At 67.9% G+C, this 12,207-nt stretch carries 6 protein-coding genes; 1 reads left to right on the top strand and 5 read right to left on the bottom strand.

Translation table 11 applies throughout. The features are described 5' to 3' along the window. Positions 1-57: 57 nt before the first annotated feature. Positions 58-2,832, top strand: coding sequence for a phosphoenolpyruvate carboxylase (locus ACE3N9_RS05110; RefSeq protein WP_374281504.1), 2,775 nt, complete (start codon positions 58-60; stop codon positions 2,830-2,832). Here ACE3N9_RS05110 and gluP read toward each other — a convergent pair. The 5 genes from gluP to ACE3N9_RS05085 all read right to left on the bottom strand — a co-directional run bounded on the left by gluP (position 2,829) and on the right by ACE3N9_RS05085 (position 12,075). Continuing rightward, positions 2,829-4,073 (bottom strand): glucose/galactose MFS transporter, encoded by a 1,245-nt coding sequence (gene gluP / locus ACE3N9_RS05105; RefSeq protein WP_374281502.1) that lies wholly within the window; start codon positions 4,071-4,073, stop codon positions 2,829-2,831. The genes ACE3N9_RS05110 and gluP overlap by 4 nt on opposite strands. Then, on the bottom strand, positions 4,070-5,512 hold the full coding sequence (locus tag ACE3N9_RS05100; RefSeq protein ID WP_374281500.1) for a glycoside hydrolase family 30 beta sandwich domain-containing protein: 1,443 nt from the start codon (positions 5,510-5,512) through the stop codon (positions 4,070-4,072). The genes gluP and ACE3N9_RS05100 overlap by 4 nt, the downstream gene beginning before the upstream one ends. After that, positions 5,509-7,014 carry a tryptophan halogenase family protein gene (locus ACE3N9_RS05095; RefSeq protein WP_374281498.1) on the bottom strand — a complete coding sequence of 502 codons (1,506 nt, stop codon included), beginning with the start codon at positions 7,012-7,014 and terminating at the stop codon, positions 5,509-5,511. Before ACE3N9_RS05095 ends, ACE3N9_RS05100 begins: the two co-directional genes overlap by 4 nt. Positions 7,015-7,053: 39 nt before the next feature. Continuing rightward, a complete protein-coding gene (locus ACE3N9_RS05090; RefSeq protein ID WP_374281496.1) occupies positions 7,054-9,024 on the bottom strand; it encodes a glycoside hydrolase family 3 protein in 1,971 nt (656 codons plus the stop codon). Between the two features lie 150 nt (positions 9,025-9,174). Then, entirely contained in the window at positions 9,175-12,075 is a 2,901-nt protein-coding gene (locus ACE3N9_RS05085; protein WP_374281494.1) for a TonB-dependent receptor, read from the bottom strand. Between the last annotated feature and the right edge of the window lie 132 nt (positions 12,076-12,207).

Genomic DNA, 12,207 nt, shown 5'->3' with positions numbered 1-12,207 from the left:
TGGTGCAGTGTGGCCCGGGGTGTTAGCCCCCGCCCTGCCCGCCCGCAGGAGCCGCGCATGAGCAAAATCGCCGAACTCGACGCCCGACTTGAGGAACTGCACCAGCAAACGCGCGATACGCCGCTGTTCAACCCGGTGTTCCAGCTGGGGCTGGAACTGTCGCGGCGGATCGAACGCGGCGAGCTGGATTTCGCCCAGCTTGAAGCGATGGTGGCCGAACTGGAATGCGAAGGGCTGACTGCCCGCGCCGACCGGCTGGCCCGGCTGGTCGCCCCACTGGACCCCGCGGGCAACCTTGACCGGATTGGCGCGCTGGCAGCGCAGGACGCCGACTTTGACAGCTTTGCCGCGCGCTGGCGCAGCGCGCTGGTCCACGTGGTGTTCACCGCCCACCCCACCTTCCTGCTGACCAGCGCCCAGGCCGCCGCCGTGGCCCGGACCGCCACCGACCAGTCGATGCAAAGCGGTTCGGCCTGCCTTGCCCCCCACGCCCGCGATGCGCTGACACTGGACGGTGAGCATGAGCAGGCGATGGCCGCGATTGCCCGCGCCCAGGCCGCACGCGATGCGATCAACACCCGCCTGTTTGCCGAAGCGCGCCGCCGCTGGCCCGGCCGCTGGCGGGAGCTGGCCCCGCTGCCGCTGCGCTTCGCCAGTTGGGTCGGCTATGACATGGACGGGCGCACCGACATTTCCTGGGCCACATCGCTGCGCTACCGCCTGTCCGAAAAGGCCGAGCGGCTATACACTTATGCCGCAGCGCTGCGTGATCGCGCCTCCGCGCTGGCCGAGCGGCTGGACCGTGCCGCCGCGCGAGCCGGGGAAATGGCGGCCCTGTTCGCCGCCGACCTGTCCGATCCCGCCGCCCTGTCGGCTGCGGCCAACACGCTGACCGCCGATCATCCCGACAAGCTGACCAGCCTGGCCCCGGTCATTGCCGAACTGGAAGCGCTCGCCGCCACGGCAGAGGACGCGCAGGCGCAGGCGCTGCTGGTTGTCGCGGCAGCGATGCGCGCCGATGGGCTGGGCATGGGCTGGATCCACTTCCGGGTGAATTCCAGCCAGTTGCAGAACGCGATCCGCCGCCGGATCGATCCCAGTGGCACGCTCGATCTGGCCAGCCAGGCCGCGCTGGTGCGGATGCGCGAATTGCTGGCCGAAGCGCGACCGCTGCGCAGCAATTTCGCCGCGCTGGCGATCGAGAACAGCACCGCCGTGCGCCAGTTCCTCGCCATGGTGCAGATCCTGCATCACGTGGACAGCGATGCCCCGATCCGGATGCTGGTGGCCGAATGCGAACAGCCGACCACCATGCTCGCCGCGCTCTACTTCGCGCGGCTGTTCGGGATTGCCGACAAGGTTGACGTATCGCCGCTGTTCGAAACCGAAAGCGCGCTGGAACACGGCGGGCGGTTCCTCGATGCGCTGCTGGCCGAGGACGCCTACCGCCAATACGCCAAGGCGCGCGGGCGGGTGTCGATCCAGACCGGCTTTTCCGATGCCGGGCGCTTCGTCGGCCAGATCCCGGCGGCGCTGGCGATCGAGCGGTTGCAAGGCCGCCTGTCGGAAGCGATGCGATCCAATGGCCTGGGCGATGTCGCGGCGCTGATCTTCAACACCCACGGCGAAAGCATGGGGCGCGGCGCGCATCCCGGCAGTTTCGCGGACCGGCTGGCCTGGCCGCTCTCGCCCTGGGCGCGGCGGCGCTTCGTGCGGGCGGGGATCGCGCTGGAACCGGAAGTCAGTTTCCAGGGCGGCGACGGCTACCTGTTCTTCGGCACGCCGGAACTGGCGCTGGCCACGCTGACCCGCTTTGCGGAGCTGGCCCCGGCGCGCACCGATCCGGATGCGCCGACCGATCCGTTCTATCGCCGCACCGATCTGTCGCTCGATTTCTACCGAGCGATCCGGCGCTTCCAGCAGGCCCAGCTGGTCAGCCAGACCTATGCCCGCGCGGTCACCGCGTTCGGCCTGGGGATGCTCAACGACACCGGCAGCCGCAAGAGCCGCCGCCAGTCGGACCTGGCCGCCGACCGCCAGATGAGCCTGCGCCAGATCCGCGCGATTCCGCACAATGCGGTGCTCCAGCAACTGGGCTATCCGGTCAACGTCATCGCCGGGTTCGGCACGGCGGCCGAAGGCAATTACGAGGAACTGGCCGGTCTGCTGCGTGGCAGCGAGCGCGGCCGCCAGCTGGTTCGCCTGGTGCGCGCCGCCAATGCGCTGGCCAGCATCAAGACCGTCGCCGCTTATGGCGAGCTGTTCAATTCAGCCTATTGGGCCAGCCGCCCCTATCGCGGCGAGGAACAGGATATTGCCGATGCCTGCCTGGCGCTGGCCGAATACCTGACCAAGGACGATCGCACCGGGGTATTCCGCCGCCTCGCCTCGCGCCTGCGGGTCGATGCGCTCAAGCTGCACCGCCTGCTCGCCCTGATCCCGGACGAGGCGCCGCTATCGGGGCGCGAGCATACGCGCCGCCAACTCGGCGTGCTGCAGGCGCTGCGGCTGGCGCTGCTGCAACACATGTTCCTGCGCGCGGTCTCGGTCCCGGCCTTCAGCCGCGCCAACGACATCGCACGCGAGGACGTGCTGGAAATGGTCTTTACCCTGCGGATCGACGAGGCGCTGGCTCAGCTGCGCCGGGCCTTTCCGGTTAGCTTCCCGCAGATCGGCGATTTCACCGTGGCCGAACCGAGCGACTATCCCGACGATGCGGCGACCGGCTATGGCGCGATCCATCGCGATTTCATCGACCCGATCGAACGCGCGCAGGCGTTGGCACTGCGGATCACCACCGCCATCGCCAACCAGTTCGGCGCGCACGGCTAGGCCCGCGCGGCGCGCAGCGCGAAACTGGCGATCACGCCGTAGGCCAGCAGCGGCACGCTGAAGGCCAGGGCCAGGCTGGTGCCATCAGCGATCAGCCCGACCAGCAGCGGGATCAGCGCGCCCCCGGCAATCGCCAGGCAGAGCAGGCCCGAGGTGGCGCTTTGCGGCACACCGGCGCGTTCCAGCGTGATCGAAAAGATCGTCGGGAACATGATCGAATTGCACAGCCCCACCGCCAGCGCGGCATAGCCCGCCACGGGCCCGTGCCCGCCAATGGCGACACCGCACAGCACGGCGGCGCACAGCGCGTTCGCACCCAGCAGGCGCGGCGCGGCGATCCGGGTCAGCAGCGCGGCGCCAATGAACCGCCCGGCCAAGGCCCCGCCCCAATAGAAGTTGGCGAGCATTTCCCCGCCCCGCTCGAACGGCAGGTTCAGCACCCCCGGCTGGTGCAGGAAGTTGATCATCACGCTGCCGATCGACACTTCCGCGCCGACATAGAGCCCGATTGCCACGGCCCCGGCCACAGCCCAACGCGAGCGCAGCGCCGCCAGCGGCGAAACCGACGGCGCGGGCGCAATCGTGCTGGCCGCAGCCGTGATGCGCAGGCGCTGGCTCCACAGAAAAACCGTCAGCACGGCCAGCACCAGCGCCATCACGCCATAGGCATGGTGCACGGCGCCCAGCGCTTCGGTGCGCTGCGACGCATCACTCAGCCCGCCAGGATGGGCCACCAGTTCGCGCTCGCCCAGCATGACCCTTGAACCGAAATGGGCGCCCAGCACCACCCCCAGCGAATTGAACGCCTGCGCCAGGCTGAGCCGGAAATGGCTGGTCTGCTGCGGCCCCAGCGCGGCGGCGAGCGGATTGGCCGCCACCTGCAGCACGTTGATCCCCACCGCCAGCACGAACAGCGCCGCCAGGATCGCGCCATAGCTTTGCCAGGGCAGCACGGCGCGGATCAGCAGGCAGCCGGCAATCATGGTCAGCAGGGCCAGCTGGATCGTGCGCGGCAAGCCCAGCCGCTGGCTGAGCGCGGCGGCAGGCAGGGACATCACGCCATAGGCGAGGAAGCTGACCAGCTGCACCGCCAGCCCCTCGGTATAGCTCAGCCGGAACGCTGCGCGCAGGGTCACGATCAGCGGATCGTTGTTCGACGAGATGAAGCCCCAGACGCAGAACAGCGTCGTCACCGCGATGAAGGCGCCGGTAATCCCCAGTGCGCGCAGCCGCGCGATCAACGCCGTGGGCCCGACGCGGGCCAGACCAGGGTGATGATTTCTCCGGCAGGCATGGTCAGCCGCCATGCCTTGCCCTGCATGGTGATGGCAAGGGCCAGCGGCATGTTGCCCCCATTGCGCGCCAGCAGCACCAGCGAGCCATCGGGATTGCGGAACGCGGCGTGGGCCGCGCCCGCCGTCTCGCCGCCGTGGCTGGCGATCCGCTGCGCGCCGGGCCGCACGAACCGGCTGGCATGGCCCAGCACGTAGTATTCGAGATTGCGGGTCACCGTGCCGCTGGCCCGGTCGATCGTCACCACCGCCCGGCAATCGCCGCAGCCGCCCAGGTGCGGGCCGTGGTTTTCATCCAGCGCCAGATTCCACAGCAACGTCCCGCGCGATCCGGCGCGCAAGGGGGCGATGATCAGGTTGTCGAACATCCAGCCCATCGCCTCACCCCAGTTCGGCGACCAGTTGCCGCCCGAACATTCGGAAAAGAACACCTGCGTGTCGGGATAGGCGGCGCGCACCTCGGCCATGACCTTGGGATCCCCGGCATAGCAGTGCCAGGCAACCCCGGCGATGAAGCGCCGCGCCGCCGGATCGGCCAGCACGGCCAGCGGTTCTTCCGGATGGTCCCAGTTATGGTCCCATTCGAGGATCTGCGTGCGTTGCCGCCGCCGCGCCAGCGCCGGCCCCAGCGCATGAGCGACAAAGGCCGCGCGATCCGCCGCGCTCATCCGCATGCCGGGATAGTCCTTCGGCTCGAACGCGGGTTCGTTCTGGACCGAGACATAGCTCACCGGCAGCCCGGCGCGGGCCATCGCATCGAGGTAGCGGGCGAAGTAGGCCGCATAGGCCGCGTGGGCATCGGCGCGCAGCCGCCCGGTGATCAGGCTGCGGCTGTCCTTCATCCATGCGGGCGCGCTCCATGGGCTGGCCATCAGCACCAGCCCCGGATTGACCCGCCGCGCTGCCCGCAGCGCCGGGATCTGGAAGCGGGCCGGTTCGGCCATGCTGAAGCGCGCCATGGCCGGATCGCGCTGCCCCGGCGGCAGATCGTTCAGGCTGTAGTGGCGGCGCGAAAAGTCCGACGCGCCAATCGGCACCCGCACGAAGCCCAGCGCCAGCCCCTGCCGCCCGAACAGCTCGGCATAGAGCGCGCGGCGGCGCGCGGACGGCAGCGCCGTTTGCAGCAGTTCGGCCGAAGCATCGGTCATCGCCGCGCCGAAGCCGACCACGCGCTGATCGGTGCGCGCGGGATCAATGGTCAGCTCGGTCCCGGCAGCGGGGGAGCCGGCGGGCGCAAGATCGGCCTGGCGCGCCAGCTTGCGCGCGCCGTCGGCGCTGCTGGCCCAGACCTGCGCGGCCTGCGCTGGTCGGGGCGGCGCGGCCGGTGCGGGCGGCGCGAGCGCCAGGGCACCCAGCACCAGGCCCAGCAGCGCGGCGCTACGGATCATGCCGCCGGCGCGGGGCAGGTCTTGGCGACGTATTCGGCGTGGCTGGGCATCACCGCCACGCACTTGCCGATCACCGCGGCGATATTGCCCAGGTACTGCGCTATCTGCGCGTCGCTCTTGATGTCGACCAAGGGGTCATAGCCGCGCGGCACAATGCCCTGACCCAGCAGCACCTGGATCCAGCTTTCCTCGGCGAACAGTTCCTCGTCCTCGCGGAAGATACGGCCGTTGGCCATCCACAGGTCGAGCTTGCGCTGCAGGGTTTCGGGCACGTCCATCGTCCGGCAATAGTCCCAGAACGGCGTGTCGCTGCGCTCGGTCGCCTTGTAGTGCAGGATGATGAAATCGCGGATCCGCTCGTATTCAAAATCGGTCTGGCGGTTGAATTCGGCAATGGTGGCGGGATCGAACCCGGCATCAGGCAGCAGCCGGACCAGCCGGATGATCCCGGCCTGAACCAGGTGCAGGCTGGTCGATTCCAGCGGTTCGAGAAAGCCGCCCGCCAGCCCTACGGCAACGCAGTTCTTGTGCCACAGCTCGCGCCGCTTGCCCGCCTTGAAATCGACCTTGAACGGATCAGCGCGCGGCGCGCCATCCAGGTTGGCGAGCAGGATGCGCTCGGCCTCGGCATCGTCCATGAACCGGGTCGAGAACACGTGGCCGTTGCCGGTGCGGTGCTGGAGCGGAATACGCCACTGCCACCCCGCGCCATGCGCGGTGGAGCGGGTATAGGGGGTGAAATTGTCCGAGCGTTCGCACGGCACCGCGATCGCCCGGTCGCAAGGCAGCCAGTGCGACCAGTCATCGAACGGCACTTTCAGCGCCTGGTTGATGAACAGCCCGCGAAAGCCCGAGCAATCGATGAACAGGTCGGCGGCGATCACTTCGCCATCGTCCATCGTCACGCTTTCGATGAACCCGTCATCACTGCGCAGGGTAACGTCGGCAATCTTGCCCTCGCGCCGCCGCACGCCGCGTTCCTGGGCATAGGCCGACAGGAACCGCGCAAACAGCGCCGCGTCGAAATGAAACGCGTGGGCGATCTGGCTGAGCGGGCTGTCACCCATCTGCGTCTGGGCGCGCAGGAACCTGTTTTCCAGCGCGGCGGCGGTGTTGATCGAATAGGCGGCGAAATCCTGGGCGCGGCCCTGCTGCTCGGCCTTGAGCCAGTAATGGTGCATCCGCAGCCATTCCCAGTCCTGCCCGATCACCCCGAAGCCGTGGATGTAGCTGGAGCCTTGCTTCCACCAGTCGACGAACTGGATGCCCAGCTTGAAGCTGGCCTGGGTGCGGGCGATGAATTCGTCCTCGTCCAGCCCGAGCAGCTCGGTGTATTTCTTGATCGCGGGGATGGTCGCCTCGCCCACGCCGATCGTACCGATCTGGTCGCTTTCGACCAGCACGATCTCGTACATCCCCTGGAACAGCCGGGCGAGCAGCGCGGCGGTCATCCAGCCGGAGGAGCCGCCCCCGGCGATGAGAATCTTCCTGATCGGCGTCATCCTGCGCCCTCCCTTACCCGCTGCTGGCACGCCTGCCGGTCAGGGGCAAGCGGCGAGAATGGGGGCTTCGGCCAGACGGCCCGTGGCGACCCGGTTGCCGTAGGTCAGGCCGAAGCCCCGCGCAAACAGCCGCTCGCCCGCCGGCTCGCCGCCTGACGGGCAGGCGGTGTTGGGCCAGGCAAAGGACAGGCGGCCGCGAAAATCCAGGCTTTGCCGCCCGGCCAGCAGATCGGCCAGCGCCCCGGCCTCGGTCCCCGGCAGGAACGCGGCGACGAAGGCGTCGGAGCGGTTGATCAGGTCGGTGGCATAGGTGGTCCGGCCCGAATAGAGCAGGCTGACCACCGGCACGCCCTGCCCCGACACGCGGCCCAGCAAGGCAGCCTGATCGGGGTAAAGCGCCGAATGCGCCACCGGCGCGGGCCAGCGCACATCGCCTTTCATTTCGGCATAGGGCCGTTCGCCCAGCACCGCGATCACCGCGTCGAACTTGCCCGGGGCAAAGGCGCTGCCATCGGCCGAGAAGGTGACGTGGTCCGCGCCATAGACGCGGCGCAGCCCACCCAGCAGGGTTTCGCCCAGCGGATAGTCGGCATTGTCGGTTTCCTCGCCCTGCCAGGTCAGCGACCAGCCGCCCGACTGCGCGGGAAAGCTGTCAGCCGCCGCGCCCACCACCAGCAGGCGCTTGCCCGGGGCCAGCGGCAGCGCGCCGCCATCGTTCTTGAGCAGGACCGCGCTCTTGCGCACGGCTTCATGGGCCAGGTCGCGCACGGCCAGCTGGCTGGCATCGCCGGTCAGCGCGCCGGCCGTGGTCGGCCGGTCGAACAACCCCATGCGCAGCTTGACCCGCAAGATCCGGCTGACCGCATCGTCGATCCGCGCCATCGGCACGCGGCCTTCGCGCACATCGGCCACGGTCTTGGCGATAAAGGTCTTCCAGTTGTCAGGGATCATGAACAGGTCGACCCCGGCATTGATCGCGGCGGGGCAATGATCGCGTTCGCACCCGGCAACCTGCTCGATCGCGTTCCAGTCGGACACGACCATCCCGTCGAACTTCAGCCGCTGCTTGAGCACGCCGGTTACCAGCGCGCGGTTGCCGTGCAGCTTGCCCATGGCCACCGCGCCATCGCGCGCCCAGGAATTGTAGCTGACCATCACGGTCTGCACCCCGGCATCCAGCGCGGCATAGTACCCCGCGCCATGCAGGCTGGCCAACGTCGCTTCGTCCGAGCGGTTCTCGCCCTGGTCGATCCCGCGCCAGGTGCCGCCATCGCCCACGAAGTGCTTGGCCGATGCCAGCACGTCGCCATCGCCGGTCAGCTTGCCCTGCAAGCCATGCACCAGCGCCGCGCCCAGGCGCGAAACCAGCGCCGGATCGCTGCCGTAGCTTTCATAGGTGCGGCCCCAGCGCTGGTTCTGGACCACGGCCAGCGTCGGGGCAAAGGCCCAGCCGATCCCGGTGGCGCGAACCTGGCGCGCGGTGGCCCGGCCGATCCGTTCGACCAGCTCGGGATCGCCCGCCGCGCCGAGGCCGATGTTCTGGGGGAAGGTGGTCGCGCCAAATACGTTGTTGTGGCCGTGGACCGCGTCCACGCCCCACACCACCGGCACCTTGACCTTCATGTCCGTGGACAGCGCCGCGGCATCGTGAGCCTTGGCCAGGCTGACCCAATCGGCCAAACCGGCCCGCTTGTTGCCGCCGGGCCAGCCGCCGCCGCCATTCAGGATCGAGCCGATGTAGTACTGGCGCACCTCATCCGGCGTGATCGACAGGATGCTGGGCTGGGTCATCTGCCCGATCTTCTGTTCCAGCGTCATGCCGGCTACGATGCGGCGGATCCGTGCCTCGACCCGGGGAACCGGGCGGGCGGCGGTGCGGGGCTGCCAGGCGGCGATGGCCTTGGCCTCGTCCGCGCTCCAGCGCGGCGGCTTGGCAGGGCTGGCAGCCATGGCGGCGGCAGAACCCGCCAGCAGCAGGATCGAAAGCAGGGCGGGCCTGTTGCGCATCATCAAGTTCCGGTTAGCCTCTTGCTTGTCTGAAAAAGGTCCGGCTGGGCCAGGCCCCTCATGCCGACGCGATCCGAAAGTGGACCGATGCGCCAGGCCTGGCCCGCCGGGAGCGGGCGCGCCCATGGCTGGACGCGCCCATCACGGGTCCGGTCAGAACCGGTAGCTGGCACCCAGCAGGAACTGACGGCCATACTTTTCGTAGGTTTCCGGGAGCGCGCTGCCATCCGAGGTCCGCGCCCCGCCATCATCAACACCCAGGCGGGTGCGATAGGGCGAATCCGTCAGGTTGTTGACCTGGAACAGCAGCGACAGCCCTTCCAGCTTCGAACCTTCGGCGAAGGTGTAGCCAAGCTGCGCATCAAGCTGCTTGTCCGCGAGGATTTCGGTTGCCCCGCGCGCCGCGAACAGCTGCACCACCTCGCCCTTGAAGGCGGAGCGATAGCGATAGCTGGCGCGGGCCTGGAAGCCCCACTTCTCGAAGTAGCCGGTGATGTTGTAGACCGTGCCCGACAGCCCCGGGATACGCGTTGCCGCGATCGTCTTGACGTTGGTCGAGGTGGTCGGGTGCAGTTCCGACTTGGTGTAGCTGTAGCTGCCCAGGATGCCGAAGCCATCCAGTGCCGGCACCAGCTTGCCCAGCCCCAGTGCGCCCGACACTTCGAAGCCATAGAGCTTGCCGCCCTTGCCGTTGGCCGGCTGGGTGATCTGGCCGATCGGGCTGACCGTGACGCCCGTGGGGATCACCGCCGTGGTCGGCAGCGCAAGGCCCGCGAAGTCAAACGCCTGGGTCTGCTGGTAGATGTAGTTGTCGAGGTGCTTGTAGAAGCCCGCGACCGAGATGTAGCTCGACTTGTCGATGTACCATTCATAGGCCACGTCGACCGCCTTGGCACGCCACGGCTCCAGATAGGGGTTGCCGCCATTGGCCGTCCACGGGTGGATCGTCCCGCCCGGCTGGCATTGGGCCGAGGACCCGCCACTGCCCGAACACGGATTGCCGAAGCCCGGGATGAAGTCGGCGCGCATTTCATCCATGCGCGGGCGCGCCATGGTCTTGGACGCAGCCAGCCGCAGGCGGTGCCCGCCGCCCAGCTCGTAGATCAGGTTCAGGCTGGGCAGCCAGTCAGTATAGCTGGTCTCGCGGCTGATCGGGGTGACCACGCGCGGCGTCACCACCACGTTGATCGCGCTGCCGTGCGAGGCCTGCTTCTGGTGGACCATCTGCAGGCCGATGTTGCCGTGCAGGTTGCCGGCCTCAAGATTGACCTTGGCCTTGGCGGTCCAGATGTCTTCCTCGATGTCCCACGACTTGTCGAAGGTGTTGGCGTCGACATAGACCACCTTGTCGAAATAGACCGGCAGCGCCGACGGCAGGTCCACCGCCAGCACGCCGCCCATCCCGGCAAAGCCGAGCGAGGTGGGCTGGACCAGGTACTGCGAACCAACCAGCGTCTGGGTGCGGTTGTTCTTCAGGAACAGGTCGTATTCGTCGACCGACTTGGTCTTCGTGCGGCGGGTGTAGTTACCCCCCAGCTCGACGCTCTTGATGAAACCGCCGTCGAAGTCGCGCTTCAGGCCAAGGTCGGCGGCCCAGACCTTTTCGACCACGTGCGGGTTCTTGGTTGCGCCATCATGGCCCCAGCCGCCCCAGGGCGCGCGGTCACCCAGCGAGACCTTGCTGGCATCGGCATAGTTCAGCCCCTCGCTCCAGTCGGGCATGCCATCGCCAGCCAGGAAACGCGTGTAATCCCAGCCGATGCTGTCGAAGGTGCGGTTGGCGTTCTGCGTCGCGGACGTGGCGCAGCAGCCATAGCCGGCATAGGTTTCGGTGATGCTTTCATCGCGCTTGTTGCGCGAATAGGACAGGTCAGCGACCAGCGCGGTGTGATCGCCCAGCGCGAATTCGGTGTTCCACCCGGCCGAGAACAGGCGGTCTTCGCGGGTGTTGTAATCGTTGCGCAGCTGCGGGGCGCCCCCGGTGGTGGTGCCGGTCACGCCAACAGTGGTCCCGCCCAGCGTGGATGTGGTGGTATTGGCGAAGGTCTGGCTATCGGCCCAGACGTTCGAGAACCACTGGCTGCCGCGCATCACTTCCTTCTGCTTGAAGCGCGAATAGTAGAGATCGAGCGTCGAATGGATCGCATCACTCGGCTTCCATTCGAGAATGCCGATCGCCGCGTCGCGCTTGTTCTCGCGCGAGTAGGCGAAGGCTTCCTGCCCGGTCACATAGGTCGCGCCCTTGTTCGCGGCGGGGAAGATGTTGTTGTCGATCCCGCAGCAGAAGGTTTCGTAGTTGTAGGCCTTGACGTGGCGGTTCTGGCTGGGGCTGTCGAGGTGGGCATAGCCCAGCGCCCAGCCCACGGTGCCGTCCTCGCTCTGCCCGATCCAGCTCGCGCTGCCGCGCCAGCCCCAGTTGCGCACGTCCTTGTTCAGGCGGCCGCCACTGTTGAGTTCGCCGCGCAGGTTGAGCGCGATCGCCTGCTTGCCGAATTCCAGCGGCCGCACGGTGCGCAGGTCCGCCGAGCCCGACAGGCCCATGCCCGCGATCGACGCGTCGGGGGTCTTGTAGACCACCACGCTTTGCAGCAGTTCCGAGGGATACTGGTCAAACTCGACCGAGCGGTTGTCGCCCGAGCTGGCCTGCTGGCGGCCATTGAGGAAGGTGGTGGTGAAATCCGGCGAAAGCCCGCGGATCGAGATCGACTGCGCACGGCCGCCAACGCGCTGCGCGGCCAGGCCCGGCAGGCGGGCGATCGATTCCGCAATCGAGACATCGGGCAGCTTGCCGATTTCCTCGGCCGAGATCGATTCGACGATGCTTTCGGCATTGCGCTTCAGGTTGATCGAATTGGCGATCGAATAGCGGATCCCCGACACGACGATTTCGCCGTTGGCATCGGTCAGCGCCTCGTCAGCTGCAGCGGCATCCTGGGCCAGTGCGACTTGCGGCGCCAGCGCAGCCAGCGCCAGCGTCGACGCGGCGGTCAGCCCGAAACGGTAGGTGCGCGGCAGCCGATTCGCGGCGCGGCCGGTGGTATCCCTCATTGCCATTCATCCCCTCCATAAGCGCCGTATTTCGCCAATTTCCCCGTGCTGGCCAGTCTCCTCCCGGTGGCACGGCAATTGGAAGCGCTTCCAATCATCTGCCGCATTCGCGCTCGAAGGTCAATAGGAAGCGCTTCC

It is taken from the genome of Novosphingobium sp. (assembly GCF_041905565.1).
Lineage (GTDB): Bacteria > Pseudomonadota > Alphaproteobacteria > Sphingomonadales > Sphingomonadaceae > Novosphingobium.
The sequence above is the reverse complement of the archived record's forward strand: the minus strand, read 5'-3'. Positions and strand labels throughout refer to the sequence as shown.

What these genes read in the sequence shown, in the direction of transcription:
- ACE3N9_RS05090 (WP_374281496.1), bottom strand. Translation starts at nt 9,024, where the DNA reads ATGATGCGCAACAGGCCCGCCCTGCTTTCGATCCTGCTGCTGGCGGGT.
- ACE3N9_RS05110 (WP_374281504.1), top strand. Translation starts at nt 58, where the DNA reads ATGAGCAAAATCGCCGAACTCGACGCCCGACTTGAGGAACTGCACCAG.
- ACE3N9_RS05095 (WP_374281498.1), bottom strand. Translation starts at nt 7,014, where the DNA reads ATGACGCCGATCAGGAAGATTCTCATCGCCGGGGGCGGCTCCTCCGGC.
- ACE3N9_RS05085 (WP_374281494.1), bottom strand. Translation starts at nt 12,075, where the DNA reads ATGGCAATGAGGGATACCACCGGCCGCGCCGCGAATCGGCTGCCGCGC.
- ACE3N9_RS05100 (WP_374281500.1), bottom strand. Translation starts at nt 5,512, where the DNA reads ATGATCCGTAGCGCCGCGCTGCTGGGCCTGGTGCTGGGTGCCCTGGCG.